The organism is Umezawaea beigongshangensis (genome assembly GCF_016464305.1).
Lineage (GTDB): Bacteria > Actinomycetota > Actinomycetes > Mycobacteriales > Pseudonocardiaceae > Umezawaea_A > Umezawaea_A beigongshangensis.
The window spans coordinates 481721-500078 of the sequence record NZ_JAEIOJ010000004.1 but is presented as its reverse complement, the minus strand read 5'-3'; the positions used below and the strand labels follow the sequence as shown (position 1 = coordinate 500078).

Annotated in this window: 15 protein-coding genes and 2 CRISPR repeat arrays (1 of these 17 only partly in view); of the genes, 8 read left to right on the top strand and 7 right to left on the bottom strand. The window is 72.0% G+C overall.

The window, feature by feature from the left end; genetic code table 11:
• Nucleotides 1-510: a CRISPR direct-repeat array (repeat unit 28 nt; unit sequence GTCTTCCCCGCGCGAGCGGGGGTGGTCC); it reaches 372 nt to the left of the window's first position.
• Nucleotides 511-755: 245 nt separating this feature from the next.
• Genes cas3 through cas2e form a run of 8 tightly spaced genes read left to right on the top strand, consistent with a single transcriptional unit; the run spans nt 756 to nt 9666 of the window.
• A complete protein-coding gene (gene cas3 / locus IMZ35_RS14030; protein WP_199441453.1) occupies nt 756-3572 on the top strand; it encodes a CRISPR-associated helicase Cas3' in 2817 nt (938 codons plus the stop codon).
• The gene (gene casA / locus IMZ35_RS14025; RefSeq protein ID WP_199441452.1) at nt 3559-5187 is read left to right on the top strand and encodes a type I-E CRISPR-associated protein Cse1/CasA; all 1629 of its coding nucleotides are present in this window, start codon (nt 3559-3561) and stop codon (nt 5185-5187) included. The genes cas3 and casA overlap by 14 nt, the downstream gene beginning before the upstream one ends.
• Nucleotides 5188-5237: 50 nt before the next feature.
• On the top strand, nt 5238-5816 hold the full coding sequence (gene casB, locus IMZ35_RS14020; protein WP_229371756.1) for a type I-E CRISPR-associated protein Cse2/CasB: 579 nt from the start codon (nt 5238-5240) through the stop codon (nt 5814-5816).
• Between the two features lie 21 nt (nt 5817-5837).
• A complete protein-coding gene (cas7e, locus tag IMZ35_RS14015) occupies nt 5838-6974 on the top strand; it encodes a type I-E CRISPR-associated protein Cas7/Cse4/CasC (RefSeq protein WP_199441450.1) in 1137 nt (378 codons plus the stop codon).
• Nucleotides 6971-7702: a type I-E CRISPR-associated protein Cas5/CasD gene (gene cas5e, locus IMZ35_RS14010; RefSeq protein WP_199441449.1), complete on the top strand. Its 732-nt coding sequence runs from the start codon at nt 6971-6973 to the stop codon at nt 7700-7702. Before cas7e ends, cas5e begins: the two co-directional genes overlap by 4 nt.
• Nucleotides 7702-8367, top strand: a complete 666-nt coding sequence (gene cas6e / locus IMZ35_RS14005; RefSeq protein WP_199441448.1) for a type I-E CRISPR-associated protein Cas6/Cse3/CasE — start codon at nt 7702-7704, stop codon at nt 8365-8367. Before cas5e ends, cas6e begins: the two co-directional genes overlap by 1 nt.
• The gene (gene cas1e, locus IMZ35_RS14000) at nt 8360-9316 is read left to right on the top strand and encodes a type I-E CRISPR-associated endonuclease Cas1e (RefSeq protein ID WP_199441447.1); all 957 of its coding nucleotides are present in this window, start codon (nt 8360-8362) and stop codon (nt 9314-9316) included. The genes cas6e and cas1e overlap by 8 nt, the downstream gene beginning before the upstream one ends.
• Entirely contained in the window at nt 9313-9666 is a 354-nt protein-coding gene (cas2e, locus tag IMZ35_RS13995; RefSeq protein ID WP_199441446.1) for a type I-E CRISPR-associated endoribonuclease Cas2e, read from the top strand. The genes cas1e and cas2e overlap by 4 nt, the downstream gene beginning before the upstream one ends.
• Before the next feature lie 57 nt (nt 9667-9723).
• A CRISPR array of direct repeats spans nt 9724-10910; the repeat unit is 28 nt; unit sequence GTCTTCCCCGCGCGAGCGGGGGTGGTCC.
• A gap of 135 nt (nt 10911-11045) precedes the next feature.
• Here the strand turns inward: cas2e and IMZ35_RS13990 are convergent.
• From IMZ35_RS13990 to IMZ35_RS13960, 7 genes are all read right to left on the bottom strand, one after another.
• Complete coding sequence (locus IMZ35_RS13990; RefSeq protein ID WP_199441445.1) at nt 11046-11675, bottom strand: phosphatase PAP2 family protein; 630 nt, start codon at nt 11673-11675, stop codon at nt 11046-11048.
• A 114-nt stretch (nt 11676-11789) separates the two neighbouring features.
• The gene (locus IMZ35_RS13985) at nt 11790-12149 is read right to left on the bottom strand and encodes a tetratricopeptide repeat protein (RefSeq protein WP_199441444.1); all 360 of its coding nucleotides are present in this window, start codon (nt 12147-12149) and stop codon (nt 11790-11792) included.
• Nucleotides 12146-12829: a sirohydrochlorin chelatase gene (locus IMZ35_RS13980; protein WP_199441443.1), complete on the bottom strand. Its 684-nt coding sequence runs from the start codon at nt 12827-12829 to the stop codon at nt 12146-12148. The genes IMZ35_RS13985 and IMZ35_RS13980 overlap by 4 nt, the downstream gene beginning before the upstream one ends.
• Complete coding sequence (locus IMZ35_RS13975) at nt 12826-13941, bottom strand: uroporphyrinogen-III synthase (RefSeq protein WP_199441442.1); 1116 nt, start codon at nt 13939-13941, stop codon at nt 12826-12828. Before IMZ35_RS13975 ends, IMZ35_RS13980 begins: the two co-directional genes overlap by 4 nt.
• Nucleotides 13938-14291, bottom strand: a complete 354-nt coding sequence (gene nirD, locus IMZ35_RS13970; protein WP_199441441.1) for a nitrite reductase small subunit NirD — start codon at nt 14289-14291, stop codon at nt 13938-13940. Before nirD ends, IMZ35_RS13975 begins: the two co-directional genes overlap by 4 nt.
• On the bottom strand, nt 14288-16798 hold the full coding sequence (nirB, locus tag IMZ35_RS13965) for a nitrite reductase large subunit NirB (protein ID WP_199441440.1): 2511 nt from the start codon (nt 16796-16798) through the stop codon (nt 14288-14290). The genes nirD and nirB overlap by 4 nt, the downstream gene beginning before the upstream one ends.
• A 114-nt stretch (nt 16799-16912) precedes the next feature.
• Nucleotides 16913-18277 carry an MFS transporter gene (locus tag IMZ35_RS13960; protein ID WP_199441439.1) on the bottom strand — a complete coding sequence of 455 codons (1365 nt, stop codon included), beginning with the start codon at nt 18275-18277 and terminating at the stop codon, nt 16913-16915.
• Between the last annotated feature and the right edge of the window lie 81 nt (nt 18278-18358).

Genomic DNA, 18358 nt, shown 5'->3' with positions numbered 1-18358 from the left:
CCCGCGCGAGCGGGGGTGGTCCCAGGTACGACGCGAACGCGCCGACGCCGATGGCGTCTTCCCCGCGCGAGCGGGGGTGGTCCGGTCGGCCGCGGCAAGACGCACCAGGCGTACGGGTCTTCCCCGCGCGAGCGGGGGTGGTCCGTCGTCGCTGGTCGACGCCTTGGCCTACCGGGCGTCTTCCCCGCGCGAGCGGGGGTGGTCCCGGGGCTCTCTGGTTGGCGGTCGTCCGTGACGAGTCTTCCCCGCGCGAGCGGGGGTGGTCCGCCCTGCCGGACCTTCACCAGCGGCGCCCCGGCGTCTTCCCCGCGCGAGCGGGGGTGGTCCCCACTGGCAGGTGGGCGAGCCGTGACCGGCGGCGTCTTCCCCGCGCGAGCGGGGGTGGTCCCGCGAGGCGATCCACGTCTGTTCGTTCCGCCCAGTCTTCCCCGCGCGAGCGGGGGTGGTCCCCGGTCGGCCGCGGCGACGTCCGGACCGAACGCGTCTTCCCCACGCGAGCGGGGGTGGTCCGGCCTCACCGCCGCAGCGAGGTTCACGGCCAGAGTCTTTCCCGTGAACACCACGTCGTCGAGTGCCCGCTTGGTGGTGGTGCGGGGTCAATCACCTCGGCCTCGGGTCGCACAAATGCGGTAACGAGCGATCGACGCTGGTCCGTTCGAGCGAACATCGGACGTCAGGAGTAACAGGCACCTCCTGGCGGACTATTCCTTTCGCATGTGGACGCAACAGCGTTCGAACGATGGGGAACACCACGGATGCTTGACCGAGTTGGACTGTTGTCGGTGTGGGCGAAGTCTGCCCGTGACGAGCAGGGGAACATCACCGATTGGCTTCCACTGCACCAGCACCTCGACGATTCTGGCGCGGTGGCCGATTTCCTGGTCGAGCACTGGTTGTCCCCTCAGGTGCTGCACCGGATAGCTCGCGATCTCCCGGACGGTCTTGACGGTGTTCGTGTTCTCGCGCATTGGCTGGCCTCCGTTCACGACGTCGGCAAAGCGAGCCCGGCCTTCGCCGTTCAAGTTCCGGTTTTGTGCGACCACATGCGCCGTCGGGGGTTGAGCGCAAATCCGCGGTTGGCGCAGGACCCGGCGCGCAGCGCGGTGTCTCATGCGCTGGTCGGGCACGTGGCGGTCCTGGACCGACTGGTCGAGCGGCACGGGTTCTCCCGGCGCGGTGCGGCTGCGCAACTGGCCGGTGTCGTGGGGAGTCATCACGGAGTGACCCCCGAGAACGGTCAACTCGAACTGGTGCGCGAGCGACCGGATCTGATGGGCACGGGCGTGTGGGACGAGGCTCGGGCGTTCTTCCTCGATCGAGCGACGGCGCGGATCGGTGGCGCGGCGGTGCTGGAGCGCTATCGCGACGTGACGCTGAGCAAGCCCGGTCAGGTGTTGCTGACGGCAGTGGTGATCGTCGCGGACTGGATCGCCTCCAACACCGAACTGTTCCCGATCCAGCCGTTGACCGCGTTGGGCGATCCACCGGTCGAACTGGACGAGGAGACGATGCGCGATCGGGTCGAGATCGCGTGGGCCGCGCTCGACCTGCCGTCCCCCTGGGAGGCTCAGCCGCCGGGTTCCGATGTGGACCGGTTGTTCAGAGAACGGTTCGACCCGGGGGCAGCCGGCGCTCGTCCGGTTCAGGCAGCCGCGTTGGAGGTCGCGTCCGCGCAGAGCGGTGCCGCGATGCTGATCGTCGAGGCGCCGATGGGGGCGGGCAAGACCGAGGCGGCGCTGCTGGCGGCGGAGGCGCTGGCGGGGAAGTCCGGAGCTGACGGGTGCTTCATCGCGTTGCCGACACAGGCGACGACGGATGCCATGTTCGGCCGGGTCCGGGCGTGGCTGGACGCCCTTCCGGGACGGGACGGCCCGGTCAGCGTGACGCTGGCTCACGGCAAGGCGTCGCTGAACGAGGAGTACGAGGGGCTGGTCCGCCGGGGTCGGTACAGCTCGATCGGCGATGAGACCGATGACGAGAAGGCCCCGCCCCTGATCGCCCACCAGTGGCTGTCGGGCCGCAAGAAGAGCGTTCTGGCGAGCTTCGTGGTGGGCACCGTCGACCAGGTGCTGTTCGGCGGGTTGAAGAGCAAGCACCTGATGCTGCGTCACCTGGGCCTGGCCGGCAAGGTCGTGATCATCGACGAGGTCCACGCCTACGACGTCTACATGTCGCAGTACCTGGACCGGGTACTGCACTGGCTCGGTGCCTACGGCGTGCCGGTGGTGCTGCTGTCGGCGACTCTGCCCGCTGACCGCCGCGCCGCGCTGCTCAACGCCTACGAGCAGGGTGCCGGTAGCACGCTGCGACACGTTCCGCAGGACGATCTGGGTTATCCGGTGGTGCTGAGCACCGGTGGTGCGCCGCCTCGCCTGGTGCCGATCGCCCCGGACAGGACCGCCGTGCAACTGGATCATCTGACCGATGACCCGGACACGCTGGTGTCCTACCTGCGGGAACACCTGTCCGCGGGCGGGTGCGCCGTGGTGGTGCGCAACACCGTGACCCGTGTGCAGGAGACGGCCGAGCGGTTGGAGGCGGAGTTCGGTGCTGACCACGTCACGGTCAACCACTCGCGGTTCCTGAGCTGCGACCGTGCCCGCACCGACCGCGCACTGCTGAGCCGCTTCGGTCCCCCCGGTCCCGAGGTGGAGCGTCCGCCACTGCACGTGGTGGTCGCCTCTCAGGTCGTGGAGCAGTCGCTGGACGTGGACTTCGACCTGATGGTCACCGACCTCGCGCCGGTCGACCTGGTGCTGCAGCGCATCGGACGGCTGCACCGCCACCAGCGCGACCGACCCGCGCCGCTGCGGACACCGCGCTGCGCACTGGTCGGAGTGGGCGACTGGACCGCTGAGCCGGTCGAGGCCGTCGCCGGGTCCCGGCGGGTCTACGGCGCGCACAACCTGTTGCGCGCGGCCGCCCTGCTGGGGCCGTCGCGGCGGCACGTCGTGCTGCCCACCGACATCTCTCCCCTGGTCCAGCGGGCCTACGGTCCCGAACCGGTCGGACCGCCGAGCTGGCAGCCGACGATGCTCCGCGCGCGAACAGACGCGGAGACGGCAGCTCGCAAGCGGACGGAAGCCGCGCGCACGTTCCTGCTCGGCGAGGCGGTCCCCGGTGCGGGAACCCTCGTGGGCTGGGTCCGCGGCGGGGTGGGCGAACCGGAGGTCGATCCGCGGGGTGTGGCGCAGGTGCGTGACGGGGAGGAGTCGCTGGAGGTGCTGGTGGTGCAGCGGGACGCCGACGGCGGGCTCGTGACACCGGACTGGATCGGCGACGAAGCCGGTCGGCAGATTCCGCTGGACTCGCAGATGCGCCCCTCACTGGCGAAGACGATCGCCGCGTGCGGACTGCGGCTGCCGCTGGCCCTGTGCCACCCCGGCGTGGTCGACGACGTGATCTGCGCTCTGGAGCGCGACCAGTTCACCAGCTTTCAGCAGTCGCCCCTGCTCAAGGGACACCTCGTCCTCGTGCTCGACCAGGCGCGGACAGCAGAGCTCAAGCACCGCCGAGCCCACTTCCACCTCACCTACGACCCACGCCGAGGACTGGTGCATGAGCGCCGCTGAACCCGCCTCGTTCTCCCTGATCGATCAGCCCTGGCTGCTGGTGCGCGTCCACGACGGCGAGACACCGGAACTGTCGCTGCGCGAGGTGCTGACGCGGGCCCACGAGTTGACGGAGCTGCTGGGCGACGTGCCCACGCAGGTGTTCGCCTCGACCCGCCTGCTGCTCGCGGTGCTGCACGGTGCGCTGCGCGGGCCTCGCGACGTCGATCACTGGTTGGAGCTGTGGAACGCCGAGACGCTCCCCGTCGGTTCGATCGACGCCTACTTGGACCAGCACCGCGAACGGTTCGACCTGTTGCATCCCGAAACGCCGTTCTTCCAGGTCGCGGGTCTGCACACCACCAAGGGCGAGATGACCGGTCTGGACCGGCTCGTCGCCGACGTGCCCAACGGGCAGCCGTTCTTCTCCACCCGCCTCGACCCGCGGCTGAACCTGTCCTTCGCCGAAGCGGCGCGCTGGGTCGTGCACGCCCAGGCGTTCGACCCCTCGGGCATCAAGTCCGGTGCCGTGGGCGACGACCGGGTCAAGGGCGGCAAGGGGTATCCGATCGGAACCGGGTGGAGCGGCTTCCTCGGCGGGGTGCTGCCCGAGGGGCGCACGTTGAAGGACACGCTGCTGCTCAACCTGATCGCACGCGACCACGGCGACACGGCCAGGTCCGCCGAGGAGGACCTGCCGGTGTGGGAACGCGCCGCCGTGGGCCCCGCGGAGGAGGAGCCGGGCGGCCGTGCGCCGACCGGTCCGGTCGACCTCTGCACGTGGCAGAGCCGCCGCATCCGGCTGGACCACGACGGTGAGCGGGTGACCGGGGTGCTGATCTGCAACGGAGAGCGCATCACCCCGCAGGACAAGCACCGGGTGGAGCCTCACTCCGGATGGCGGCGCAGCACGGCGCAGGAGAAGAAGCTGGGCCGCTCGCCGGTGTACATGCCACGGGAGCACGCCCCGCAGCGGGCGGTCTGGCGCGGACTGCAGTCGCTGCTGCCCGGCGCGGAACGACCGCAGGGTGACGAAGCGGCCCCGTTCCTCTCCCCGCCGGTACTGGAGTGGGTCGGCGAGATCACCGGCGACGTGGGCCGCGACTACCCGATCCGGCTGCGCACGATCGGCATGGCCTACGGCAGTCAGAGCTCCACCACGGAGGACGTCGTCGACGACGTGCTGGACCTGCGGGCGGTCCTGCTGCGCCAGGACGCGGGGCACCTGGTGCGTCCGGTGCTGGAGTGCGCGAAGGCCGCGGAGGACGCCGCCCGCGCGCTGGGCAGGCTGGCCGGCGATCTCGCCGCCGCGGCGGGCTGCGGCCGGGACGAACGCGAGGGCCCCAGCACCAGGGCCGGGGAACGGGGTCTCGCCGCGCTGGATCCGCTGTTCCGGAGGTGGGTGCAGGACGTGACCGCGGAGACCGACCCCACCGGTGCACAGGTCGACTGGCACACCGCCGCCCGTGACGTCCTGCGCCCGCTGGGACGCGATCTGATCGCCCGAGCCCCGATGACGGCGTGGACCGGTCGCGTCGTGGACGGCAAGCTCCTCACCTCCAACCACGCCGAGAGAACCTTCCTCCGGCGACTGCGCGACGTACTTCCCCTGGCGTACTCGGAGAACGTGTCATGACCGATGAAGAAGCACAGCCGTCGCCCACTTCAGCCCCCTCTGCCCGCTGGATGGACCTGCACACCGTCGGGACGGTGGTGCACGACCGCATTCAGCTCCTGCAAAGGGGTGTGCTTGACAACCGCGCGGCCGGGGTCGCCGCCCTCGCCCGGCTCCGCCGCGGAGTCGGGAAGACCCCCGGCACCGTGAACGACATCCTCCAGTACACCCTGGCCGACGAGTTCGTCGACCGCTGCGCCGCGGACGAGCCGACCCACGCCGAGCGGGCCGCGCACATCAGCCTCACCCTCTACGCGCTGCACCAGCAGTCCAAGGACAAGCCGATGCACCAGCGCGGCTGGGGCGTGGGGCGCGCGGTGCGCCGGCTGCACCCCGAGGAGCCCGGCACCACCCCCGGCCCGGTGCTGCGCAGGTTCCAGGCGCTGGGCACCTCCGCGGACCTGGACGAGCTGGTCCACCACGCGCGCGGCGTGGTGCAACTGCTGCGCGGCAAGGAGATCCCGCTGGACTACGCCCTGTTCGCCGACGACCTCGTCCGCTGGCAGCGCCCCGGTGGCGCGTCCGCCGTGCGGCTGCGGTGGGGGCGCGAGTTCTACCGCACCCGCCCCGCCGCCACCGACTCCCACTGATCAGAGCCCGAAGGAACAACCATGTCTCGCACCATCGTCGACGTCCACGTCCTGCAGACCGTGCCGCCCAGCAACATCAACCGCGACGACACCGGCAGCCCGAAGACCGCGGTCTACGGTGGTGCGCGGCGCGCGCGGGTGTCCAGCCAGGCGTGGAAGCGCGCGACCCGCGACGAGTTCGACGACCTGCTGGACCGCTCCGAGCTGGGGGTGCGCACCAAGCGGGTGGTGGAGCTGATCGGTGACGAGATCACCAGGCAGGACCCCTCCCTGAACGAGCGCTCCGCCGAGCTGGCGGCGGCGGTGCTGGGTGCGGCGGGGATCAAGACCAAACCCGCCCGCAAGGCCGATGCGCTGCCCGAGTCCGGCTACCTGCTCTTCCTCAGCCACCGGCAGGTCGTGGGCCTGGCGGAGCTGGCCGTGCAGGCCGCGCACGCCGCGGGCGGGGGCAAGCTGGAGTTCGCCAAGGGCGAGGCCAGGGCTCGCGCGGACCGGGAGCACTCGGTGGACGTGGCGCTGTTCGGACGCATGGTCGCCGACGCCACCGACCTCAACGTCGACGCCGCCTGTCAGGTCGCGCACGCGCTGAGCGTGCACGCGGTGAACAACGAGTACGACTACTTCACCGCCGTGGACGACCACAAGAAGGACGACGACGAGGAGGACGCCGGCGCGGGCATGATCGGCACGGTCGAGTTCAACTCCTCCACCCTCTACCGCTACGCCACCGTCGACGTGGACCGGCTGCACGACAGCCTGGGTGACGCCGAGGCCACCAAGCGCGCGGTGGAGGCGTTCGTCCGCGCGTTCGTCGCCAGCATGCCCACCGGCAAGCAGAACACGTTCGCCAACCGCACCCTGCCCGACGCGGTGCTCGTCCTGGTCCGGGAGACCCAGTCGGTCAACCTCGTCGGCGCGTTCGAGGACCCCGTTCCCGAGGGGGTGCCGGGCGGCCGGATCGGCGAGTCGGTGCGCAGGCTCGTCCAGCACGGCCGCGACCTGCACGAGGCGTTCGACGAAACGCCGGTGACGGGCTGGTCGTTCGGGGTCGGCGACCGCACCGCTCCCCTGGCCGAGCTCGCTGAGCGCACGACCTTCGACACCGCGGTGCGCGGACTCGGAACCGTGGTGGCCGAGCGTCTGGCGGACGCTCCGTGACCGTCCTGCTGCTGCGGTTGGGCGCCCCGTTGCAGTCCTGGGGCACCAGCAGCAGGTTCGTTCGCCGCAACACCGACCGGACGCCCAGCCGCAGCGGGATCATCGGCCTGCTCGCCGCCGCGCAGGGCCGCCGACGCACGGACGAGCTGGAAGAACTGCTGGACCTGCGGATCGGGGTGCGCGTCGAGCAGCCCGGCGTCCTGGAACGCGACTTCCAGACCGCCCGAACCCGCGACGGCGGCCAGTCCATGCCGCTGTCCTACCGGTTCTACCTGGCCGACGCCGTGTTCGCCGTCGCCGTCGAAGGAGACCGGGCGGTCCTGGAGGGACTGGTGCAGGCCGTGCGGCGACCGCAGTTCCCGCTGTTCCTGGGCAGGCGCTCCTGCCCGCCGGCGGGCAAGCTGATCCAGGGGCTGCGCGAGGGCGACGCGGCCGGCGTGCTGGCCGCCGAGCCGTGGATGGCCTCACCGCGGGTGCAGCGCGCCCACCACGCACCCACCGTCCGGCTCGACGTCGTGCTCGACTGCGCGCCCGACGAACCGGGCGCGAACCTCGTGCGCGACGACCCGATCAGCTTCGACCCGCGCCACCGCCGCTACGGCTGGCGATCGGTCCAGCGCTACGCCGTGGACGCCCCGAACCCCGCCCACCGCGACGCGACCGCTGCCCACTCCCCCTCCGCCGTCGACGAGTTCGACCCGATGGCGATCTTCGAGGACGTGCCCTGATGCACCTCACCCGATTCGAGATCAACACCGCACGACGCGCCGCGCGATCCCTGCTGACCTCACCGCAGAAGTTGCACGCCGCCGTTCTCTCCGCCTTCCCCTCCCCCGGCGACGACGCCGAGCCGGACAGGGTGCTGTGGCGGCTCGACCAGCGCGCTCACCAGAGCAACCTCTACCTCGTCAGCCCGCGGGAACCCGACCTCACGCACCTGGTCGAGCAGGTCGGCTGGCCCACCACCAACGGCTGGGACACCCGCGACTACAGCGCGCTGCTCGGCAAGCTCGCCGCCGGACAGCAGTGGGCGTTCCGCCTCAGGGCCAACCCGGTCAGCAGCCGTCGCAAGACCGCCGACGCGACGCGGTCCCAGCGCTTCGGGCACGTCACCGTCGCTCAACAGACCCGCTGGCTGCTCGACCGCACCGAGCGCCACGGGTTCACCGTTCCCACCGGCGTGCACGACGAACCCGACGTCGCCGTGCAGGGGCGTGAGACGCTGAAGTTCGACCGCTGCGGACGCACCGTCACCCTGAGCACCGCGGTGTTCGAGGGCAGGCTGGAGATCAGCGACGCCGAGGTCTTCCGACGCAGTCTGGTGCAGGGCATCGGACCGGCGAAGGGCTACGGCTGCGGCCTGCTGACCCTGGCGCCTCTGCGCCGTGGCTGACGTCCCCGGTGCGAAGCCGGTCCCCCTGTCCCAGCTCGTCCGCGCGCAGGACAGGCTGACCTTCCTCTACCTGGAGCACTGCGTCGTGCACCGCGACGCCAACGCGATCACCGCTCGCGACAACAGGGGCACCGTGCACATCCCCGCCGCCACCCTCGGGGCACTGCTGCTGGGGCCCGGCACGACGGTGAGCCAGCAGGCGATGGTGCTGCTGGCCGAGAGCGGCTCCACCGCGGTGTGGGTGGGTGAGCAGGGTGTGCGCTACTACGCGCACGGCCGCAGCCTCGCCCGCTCCTCGCGCCTGCTCGAAGCTCAGGCGCGACTCGTGTCCAACAACCGCACCCGTCTGCGGGTCGCCCGCGAGATGTACGCCGTGCGCTTCCCCGGCGAGGACACCACCGGCCTGGACATGCAGCAGTTGCGCGGCCGCGAGGGCGCACGCGTGCGCCGCCTCTACCGGGAGCACTCCAGCCGCACCGGCGTCGAGTGGAACCGCCGCGACTACGACCCCACCGACTTCGCCGGCGGCACCCCGGTCAACCAGGCGCTCTCCGCGGCCAACACCAGCCTCTACGGCGTCGTGCACGCGGTCGTCGTCGCACTGGGATGCGCTCCCGGTCTGGGTTTCGTGCACACCGGACACGTGAAGTCGTTCGTCTACGACATCGCCGACCTCTACAAGGCCGACATCACCATCCCGATCGCGTTCGACATCGCCGCCCGCGACGTCGCCGACGTCGGCGCGGAGACCAGACGAGCGGTGCGCGACCACATGAAGGGAGGCACGTTCCTGGAGACCTGCGTCCGCGACGTCAAAACCCTGCTCCGGGAGGACGACGACGTCGTCGAGTACGGTCCCGAGGCCTTCGAGGACCCCGACGTCGTGATGCTGTGGGACTACAAGGGCCCAGCCGTCGCGGGCGGCACGGCGTACGGAGACGACGAATGACCGTCATCGTGGTCGCCGCCTGCCCGGTCGGCCTGCGCGGTCACCTGACCAGGTGGCTGCTGGAGATCTCCCCCGGCGTGTTCGTGGGAAAGGTCAGCGCGAGGGTCCGCGGTCTGATGTGGGTCCGCGTGGTGGACATGGTCAAGTCCGGTAGAGCGATCATGGTCCACAACGCGGACAACGAGCAGGGACTCGCGTTCGAGGTCCACGACCACAACTGGGTGCCGACGGACTTCGAGGGCATCAGCCTCGTGCTCCGCCCCGCTTCGGCGGACGAGGCAACCACGACAGCGCCTCCGTCGAAGGGCTGGAGCAGTGCGAGCAAGCGACGCCGCTTCGGTCGCCGCTGACCGTCCAAACCCATGCTGAATCGCCGGTAAGCTCCGCAAAGCAGCAGGTCAATTAGCGTCTTCCCCGCGCGAGCGGGGGTGGTCCCAGCGCGTCAGGCGTACCGATCTGGCGTCAGGTCGTCTTCCCCGCGCGAGCGGGGGTGGTCCCGCTTCGCCGCGGTCGTGGTGGTAGACCGCGAGTCTTCCCCGCGCGAGCGGGGGTGGTCCGTCGTCCGATGGTGACGACGAGGCGGGCACGCCGTCTTCCCCGCGCGAGCGGGGGTGGTCCCATCGTCACCAGCATCGTGAAGTGGATGCGGGCGTCTTCCCCGCGCGAGCGGGGGTGGTCCGGCGCCGAACCTGGCACGACGAACGTCCTCGTCGTCTTCCCCGCGCGAGCGGGGGTGGTCCGGCGTCGAGGCCCTGGCAGATCGAGTGCAGCAGGTCTTCCCCGCGCGAGCGGGGGTGGTCCGGCGAGCCGTTCGAGCTGATCGACTGGCAGGCCGTCTTCCCCGCGCGAGCGGGGGTGGTCCCGCACCCACCACCAGCCCCAGCAGGTCAGCGCCGTCTTCCCCGCGCGAGCGGGGGTGGTCCCTGCCACTCCCACTTGCGTGGAGCGAGCATCCGGTCTTCCCCGCGCGAGCGGGGGTGGTCCGGCGGGGCCGGTGAGGTTGGCCCAGTGCAGGTCGTCTTCCCCGCGCGAGCGGGGGTGGTCCCGCCAGCGTGCGCGTGCCCGCGGCGCCCAGCGGGTCTTCCCCGCGCGAGCGGGGGTGGTCCCGGGGCGAACGGATTCCTGACGGAGTGGCTGGAGTCTTCCCCGCGCGAGCGGGGGTGGTCCCTTGAAGCTGGTGCGACAGAAGGACCGGACGAAGTCTTCCCCGCGCGAGCGGGGGTGGTCCATCGCCAAGCGTCTCACCTCGCGCGAAGAGCTCGTCTTCCCCGCGCGAGTGGGGGTGGTCCCGCGGCGGCGAGGATGAGGCGGGTCTGCTCGGTGTCTTCCCCGCGCGAGCGGGAGTGGTCCGTCCGAGGCCACTCTCGACGGGGACGAGACGTGGTCTTCCCCGCGCGAGCGGGGGTGGTCCGTCGAAGATTCTTCGGAGCGTCCCTTGCACGATGTCTTCTCCGCGCGAGCGGGGGTGGTCCCGCGTTGATGTCCTCCTGCTGGTCCTCGATGTAGTCTTCCCCGCGCGAGCGGGGGTGGTCCCACCGTCACGATCGTGGGCAACGTCCCGGCCAAGTCTTCCCCGCGCGAGCGGGGGTGGTCCCGCGCACTGGGCAGGTGTCGAGTCCGCAGGTTGGTCTTTCCCGCGCGAGCGGGAGCCCGTGGGGCGACATCAGCAGCCGCCCCGCCCAAGGCACCCGCGAGCGGGAACCCCACCGGAGGGACGCGACCTCTCGGGTCAGGCCAGGACCGTCGTCACGAGCGCCCAGTGCGGCAGGCCGCCTGCCAGGACTCCCACCGCCGCGCCCACCCACACCTGTGCGGTCGTGTGGTCGCGCAGTTCCACCCTGGACCAGCAGACCAGGACCACCGCCGGGGTGAGCAGGGCCAGCAGGGGGCCGTAGGCGGCCACCAGCATCACCACCGCGCCCGACGCCACGGCGGCGTGCATCGAGACCTTCCAGTGCAGGCCGAACGTGATCGTCACGCTCACGACCAGGGTCACGAACATCGCCACGGCCAGCGCGGTCATCTCGCCCGGCGCTCCGCCCAGCACCAGGATCGCGATGCCCACCGCCAGGGACGACGTGCAGACCGCGAAGGGGATCACCCTGCCCTCGCGGTTCGTGACGTGGTGACCCTCCCACGCACCGCGGCGCGCTCCCCGGACGATCACCAGCATCGGGATCACCGATCCCGTCACGCCGACGACCAGGCCCCACAGCAGCGTGCCGCCCGGGGTGCCGGTGGCGTGCCAGCCGATCGCCAGGGGCAGGCCCAGCACCCACACCCACGGGGCCAGGACCTCCGTCGCGAGGCGGGCCAAGCGGTGTGCGGGCGTGGGAGCGAGGTCGGTCGGTGCGGTCATCTGGACTTCGGACTCCTCGGCTCGGTGGCCGCGGAACAGCGGCACCGCACGACCGTGCCAGCACGGTCGTGCGGTGCCAACCCGTTCGTGATCATCGGGCAGCGGAGGGTGGCCTCAGGCCAGGCGTGCCTCCACGCGGGCCACCTCGGCGGCCACCTCCGGGTCGCCCGTCATCACCGCGGCCATCCGCAGCTCCGGCAGGGCCTCGGCGTGGCGGGAGGCCCGGCTCAGGGTGCGGCCCAGCAGCAGGCGCGCGTAGGCGTCCGACGGGTCCAGCTCCAGCAGCGTTCGCAGCACCTCCTCCGCCTTGCCCAGCGCGGCGGACCGGAAGTGCGCCAGCGCCAGTTCGGTGAGCACGGTGCGGTCGGTGGGGGCCAGGTCCGCCGCCTCCGCCAGGTGGCGGGCGGCGGTGATCGGGTCTCCGGTCGCTCGGTGCAGCCTTCCTCGTTCCAGCAGGTCGTTCACGGTGCTCATGCCACGCTCAACCGGGTTGAAGCGTCAACTATTCCGGCCGCGTAGCGGTGCAGCACCAGGTCCACGAGCCTCGGGTGCGCGCCGATCGGACCACCCACGGCGTCCGCGCCGCACGACGCCAGCGAGCTGTGGAACAGGCCCGGTGCCAGCAGCCACGACGCCACGCCCACCCGGCCCGGCGACCCCGCCACCACGTCCGGCACCCGGGGGACCGCCGTGGCCACGAACGACACCGGCACCACCGAGCCCGTCCGCACCGACAGCAGCGCCGCCGCCGCCCGCACGTCGGCCAGCGCTCGCGCGTCCGACGAACCGGCCGCTGCCAGGACGACGGCGTCGCCTCGCCGCCAGCCCGATTCCAGCAGGCGGTCGTGCATCGCCCCCACCAGCGCCGGGTGCGGGCCGAGCGGAGCGGTGAGCACCACGTCAGCACGCCCGCTCGCGCGGATCTGCTGCGGCACGTCCACGCGGACGTGGTAGCCGGAGGCCAGGAACGCGGGCACCACCACGGCGGGTCCGTCGATCGAGCGCAGCACCGTCGTCACGTCCGGCTGGCGCACGTCGGCGTAGGCGACCAGGACGGGGACGTCCAGGCGGGGACGCAGCAGTGCGGCGATCTGCTCCACGACGACCGAGCCCTCCGGGCGCCTGGTCCCGTGGGCCACCAGGACGAGGGTCATGCCGCCGGCTCCATCGCCAGCCGGTAGCCGCGCTTCACCACCGTGCACACGAGTCGCGGTTCACCGAGAGCGGTGCGCAGCCTGCCGATCGCCGTCTCCACGGCGTGCTCCTCGCCGCCACCGGGCAGCGCGGCGAGCAGGGCCTGGCGCGACACCACGGCGCCGCGGGCGGCGGCCAGGGCGCGCAGCACGGCCATCGGCGCGGGGGCGATCGGGCGCAGTTCGCCGTCGACCACCACGGCCTGACCGCGCAGTTCCACCTCGCGGGTGCCCAGTCGCAGACGCACCGCGCGCGCCGGGAGCTCCAGGGCGAGTTCGCGGGCCATCGCGCCGATGCGGGCGCGCGCGGGCTGCACGACGGGGATGCCCGCGCTCACCAGCGGGCCGGCCGTGATCGCGCCGACGCCCACGACGAGCACGTCGGAGCGCAGCACCCGCACGAGCTGGTCGTAGCGGCCGGTGTCGCGGGCCGTGCTCAGCACGCTCGCCGCGGCGGGGGCGCTGGTGAACGTGAGCGCGTCGAGCTGGCGGGCCAGCAGCGCGTCCAGCATCCGGTCCAGCGGCGCCGGGTCGGCCGGGCCGGTCCACCGGTACACCGGGACCTCGACGACCTCGGCCCCGGCGTCGCGCAGCGCGGTCACGAAGCCCGGCAGCGGTTCTCCGTGCAGCTGCACGGCGACCCGGCGGCCGTCGACCCCGGACCGCAGCAGGTACTCCAGCAGTTCGGCGTTGCTCTCCGAGTCCGGCGACCACGCCTCGTCCAGGCCCGCCGCGCGGACGGCGCCCTTCGCCTTGGGGCCGCGCGCCAGCAGCGTCGCGTCGCCCAGGCGGCGCAGCAGCCGCCCGCCCAGCCCCCAGCCCTCCGCGGCCTCGATCCAGCCGCGGAAGCCGATGCCGGTGGTGGCGACCACGACGTCCACCGGTCCGGCCACCAGGCGGCTGGTCGCGGCGTGCAGCTCGGTGTCGTCGGTCAGCGGGACGATCCGGATCGCCGGCGCGTGCACCACGGTCGCGCCCTTGCGCTGCAACAGCGCGGACAGCTCCTCGGCGCGGCGCGCGGCGGTGACGCCGACCGTGTACCCGGCCAGCGGCGCGACGTCGGCCGGAATCACGCAGCCCCCACCTGGACGACACCGTCGAGCACGCGGACCGGGTGCACGGGCACGCTCGTCTCCTGGTCGTCGAGGCAGACGCCGCTGCGCAGGTCGAAGGACTGCTTGTAGACCGGGGAGGCGACCACCGGCACGCCGTCCCGGTCTCCGACGATACCCCTGGACAGCACGGCCGCCCCGCTGAACGGGTCGACGTTGCCCAGGGCGTGCAGCGAGCCGTCGGCGCAGAGGAACAGCGCGACCTGCGTGCCGTCGGGCAGCAGCACGGCCACCCCGCGCTCCGGCTGGAGCGCACCGCGCTCGCACGCGCTGGTCCACGTCGCCGTGTCGCGTTCCACGAGTGATGTCATCTGGCGGCCACCTCCGGTGTGCCCAGCAGCACGGGTACCCGCTGACCCCGTTCCTCGCGGAAGGAGATCGCCGGGTCCGGCGTGCCGGGTGCGTTGACGAACGAGGAGAACCTGGCGAGCTTCTCCGGGTCCTGGAGGACGCCGCGCCACTCGTCGGCGTAGTCGCGCACGTGCACGCCCATCGCCGCGTCGAGGTCGGCGCAGATGCCCAGCGAGTCGTCGACGATCACGGCGCGCAGGTGGTCGAGGCCGCCCTCCATGGCCTCGATCCACGCGGCGGTCCGCTGGAGGCGGTCCGCGGTGCGCACGTAGAACATCAGGAAGCGGTCGATCGTGCGGATCAGCGTCTCGGTGTCCACGTCCGACACCAGCAGTTCGGCGTGCCGCGGGGTGAAGCCGCCGTTGCCGCCGACGTGGAGGTTCCAGCCGTTCTCGGTGGCGATGATCCCGAAGTCCTTGCTGCGCGCCTCGGCGCACTCGCGCGCGCACCCGGACACACCGGACTTGAGCTTGTGGGGCGAGCGCAGCCCGCGGTAGCGCAGTTCCAGCTCGATCGCCAGGCCCACGGAGTCCTGCACGCCGTAGCGGCACCACGTGCTGCCGACGCAGGACTTCACGGTGCGCAGCGCCTTGCCGTAGGCGTGTCCGGACTCGAAGCCCGCGTCGACGAGCCGCCGCCAGATGTCGGGGAGCTGGTCCACGGTCGCGCCGAACAGGTCGATCCGCTGGCCGCCGGTGATCTTGGTGTAGAGGCCGTAGTCGCGGGCGACCTCGCCGATCACGATGAGCTTCTCCGGGGTGATCTCGCCGCCGGGGATGCGCGGCACGACGGAGTAGGTGCCGTTGCGCTGGAGGTTCGCCAGGAACCGGTCGTTGGTGTCCTGGAGGGTGACCTGCTCGCCCTCCAGGACGTGTCCGCGGTCCAGCGAGGCGAGGATCGAGGCGACGACGGGCTTGCAGACGTCGCAGCCGCGGCCCCTGCCGTGCTTGGCGACGAGCGCGCTGAACGTGTCGATCCCGGTGGAGCGGACGATCTCGAACAGGTCGGCCCGCGAGTGGTCGAAGTGCTCGCACAGCGCGCGGGACTGCTCCACGCCGCACGAGGCCAGGAGCTGCTTGAGCATTGGGACGCACGAGCCGCAGCCGGTGCCGGCCCTCGTGCAGCTCTTCAGCCCGGCCACGTCCGAGCACCCGCCGGAGGTGATCGCGTCGGTGATCGCGACCTTGGTGACGGCGTGGCACGAGCACACCTGCGCGTCGGCGGGGAGCGCGTCGAGCCCGACCGGCTCGCCACCGGCGGGCGAGATGAGCGCCGCCGGGTCGCCCGGCACCTCGCGTCCCACGAGGGGGCGCAGCAACGGGTAGGACGAGGCGTCGCCGACGAGCACGCCGCCGAGCAGGGTCTTCGCGTCGTCGGACACCACGAGCTTCGCGTAGGTGCCCGCGACGGCGTTGTTGAGCACGACCTCCAGCGAGCCCTCGGCCGTCGCGTGGGCGTCGCCGAAGCTCGCCACGTCGACGCCGAGGAGCTTGAGCTTCGTCGAGGTGTCCGCTCCGGGGAACTCGGCGCGGCCGCCGAGCAGCCGGTCGGCGACCACCTCGGCCATCGAGTAGCCCGGTGCGACGAGCCCGTACACCGAGCCGCCGAGGCAGGCGCACTCGCCGATGGCCCACACGTGCTCGTCGGAGGTGCGGCAGGAGGCGTCCACGACGATCCCGCCGCGCTGGCCGACCTCCAGGCCGCTCTCGCGGGCGAGCTGGTCGCGCGGCCGGATGCCCGCGGAGAACACCACGACGTCGAGGTCGAGCTCCAGGCCGCTGGACAGCACGGCGAACAGCCGGTCGCCGTCGCGCTTCACCGCCGCCGCCGAGGTCCCGGTGTGCACGGTCAGGTCGAGGTCCTCCACGAGGCGCTTGAGCAGCGCGCCGCCGCCCTCGTCGACCTGGATCGGCATGAGGCGCGGTCCCAGCTCCACGACGTGCGGCGACACGCCCATGCCGCGCAGCGCGTTGGCCGCCTCCAGGCCGAGCAGGCCGCCGCCGAGCACCAGGCCCGCGCGCCTGCCGGGTCCGTGCGCGGCCCGCACGGTCGCGCGGATGGCGTCCAGGTCGTCGATCGTGCGGTACACGTGGCAGCCGGGCAGGTCGTGGCCGGGGACCGGCGGCACGAACGGGTAGGACCCGGTGGCGAGCACCAGCGCGTCGTAGGGCTGCCGCGCGCCGGAGGCGGTGGTGACGACCCGGTGCTCGCGGTCGACGCCGACCACCGGGTCGCCGAGCCGCAGCTCCACGAGGTCGTCGTCGTCGTACTCCGAGCCGGGCAGGGCCAGCGAGGCCGCGTCCCAGTCCTCCACGTAGGACGACAGGGCCACCCGGTCGTACGCCGGGCGGCTCTCCTCGCCCAGCACGACCACGCGCCACGTCCCGGCCGAGTCCCGGTCGCGCAGGGCCTCCACGAGGCGGTGCCCGACCATCCCGTGGCCCACGACCACCAGTGTTCGCGTCATCGGTGCATCCCTCCTCCTGCCCCGCCATGCTCACCGGGGGCCGTGTCCTGCCGAGTACGGAACTGTTTCGCGAGCGTTAAACGACCCTCACACCGCTAGTGGGGGCGAGGTGCGTCAGACGGCGGCGTGCGCCAGGCTCGGCGCGCTGGCCACCATGAACCTGCGCCGCAGGTAGAACCACCAGGTCACGGCCAGGCACACGCCGTAGAAGGCGAGGAACACCCCGAGCGCGGGGGCGATCGAGCCGTACGAGGTGAGCGAGATCGAGAACCCGCGGGTGATGAGGAACCCGCCGAGCGCGCCGACGGCCCCGGCGATGCCGATCACCGCCGCCGCCTCGCGCTTGGCCGCCACCCGGTCGCCGCCCCGCGCGGCGAAGATCGCCGGGATCATCCGGTAGGTGGAGCCGTTGCCGATGCCGGAGGTGAAGAACAGCCACAGGAACGAACCGAGGAACAGGGTGAAGTCGTGCCGCGCGAGACCGGCCAGCACGCCGGCGACGCCGATGCCCATGAGCAGGTACGTCCACAGCGTCACCCGCCCGCCGCCGAGCCGGTCGGACAGCCAGCCGCCCAGGGGGCGCGCCAGCGAGCCGACCAGTGCGCCGAGGAACGCGAAGTAGGCGGCCTTCGACTCGGGGAACGTCGTGTTGATCAGCAGCGGCAGCGCGGCGGAGTAGCCGATGAACGAGCCGAACGTGCCGATGTAGAGGAACGACATCACCCAGGTGTGCTTGCGCTTCACCGATCCCGCGTAGGCGGTGAAGTCGGACTTCGCGACGGTGAGGCTGTCCATGAAGAACAGCGCGCAGGACGCCGCCACGACGATGAACGGCATCCACATCAGCGCCGCGTGGACGAGGTGCACACCGGTGCCGATGTGCACCACGAGCGGCACGGACAGCTGCACGACGGCGACGCCGATGTTGCCGCCCGCCGCGTTGAGACCGAGCGCGAAGCCCTTGCGGGACTCGGGGAAGAAGAACGAGATGTTGGCCATCGACGAGGCGAAGTTGCCGCCGCCGAGACCGGCGGTGGCCGCCGCGAGCAGGAACATCTCGAACGGCGCCGCGGTCAGCACGCACAGCGCGAGCAGACCGGTGGGGATCAGCAGGAGCAGCGCGCTGATCGCCGTCCAGTTGCGACCGCCGAAGAGCGGCACCGCGAACGTGTAGGGCAGTCGCAGCACCGAGCCGACGAGGTTCGGCAGCGCCACCAGCCAGAACAGCTGGTCGGTGCTGAACGCGAACCCGGCCGTCGGCAGGAACACCACGACCGCGCTCCACAGCAGCCAGACGGAGAAGCCGAGGTTCTCCGAGACGATGGAGAGCAGGAGGTTGCGGTTCGCGACGCGCTTGCCGCCGCCCTCCCAGAACGCCGGGTCCTCCGGCTCCCAGTGTTCGATCCAGTGGTTCCTGCGCAGCGGGTTGCCCCGCCCGCGCGGCGCCACGGCGTCGCGGTCCTCCACCACAGCGGTCATGCCGTCCTCCCGAGATCGCGTTGCAGTGGAAACCTAGGAAGCGGTCGTTACCCCGGCGTGCGGGCGCGTTGCACGGGCGGC

Excerpts from the sequence above, each read along its gene's own strand:
- cas7e (WP_199441450.1), top strand. The coding sequence starts at position 5,838 with ATGTCTCGCACCATCGTCGACGTCCACGTCCTGCAGACCGTGCCGCCC.
- IMZ35_RS13960 (WP_199441439.1), bottom strand. The coding sequence starts at position 18,277 with ATGACCGCTGTGGTGGAGGACCGCGACGCCGTGGCGCCGCGCGGGCGG.
- nirD (WP_199441441.1), bottom strand. The coding sequence starts at position 14,291 with ATGACATCACTCGTGGAACGCGACACGGCGACGTGGACCAGCGCGTGC.
- casB (WP_229371756.1), top strand. The coding sequence starts at position 5,238 with ATGGACCTGCACACCGTCGGGACGGTGGTGCACGACCGCATTCAGCTC.
- IMZ35_RS13980 (WP_199441443.1), bottom strand. The coding sequence starts at position 12,829 with ATGACCCTCGTCCTGGTGGCCCACGGGACCAGGCGCCCGGAGGGCTCG.
- IMZ35_RS13985 (WP_199441444.1), bottom strand. The coding sequence starts at position 12,149 with ATGAGCACCGTGAACGACCTGCTGGAACGAGGAAGGCTGCACCGAGCG.
- casA (WP_199441452.1), top strand. The coding sequence starts at position 3,559 with ATGAGCGCCGCTGAACCCGCCTCGTTCTCCCTGATCGATCAGCCCTGG.
- cas6e (WP_199441448.1), top strand. The coding sequence starts at position 7,702 with ATGCACCTCACCCGATTCGAGATCAACACCGCACGACGCGCCGCGCGA.
- cas3 (WP_199441453.1), top strand. The coding sequence starts at position 756 with ATGCTTGACCGAGTTGGACTGTTGTCGGTGTGGGCGAAGTCTGCCCGT.
- nirB (WP_199441440.1), bottom strand. The coding sequence starts at position 16,798 with ATGACGCGAACACTGGTGGTCGTGGGCCACGGGATGGTCGGGCACCGC.
- IMZ35_RS13990 (WP_199441445.1), bottom strand. The coding sequence starts at position 11,675 with ATGACCGCACCGACCGACCTCGCTCCCACGCCCGCACACCGCTTGGCC.
- cas2e (WP_199441446.1), top strand. The coding sequence starts at position 9,313 with ATGACCGTCATCGTGGTCGCCGCCTGCCCGGTCGGCCTGCGCGGTCAC.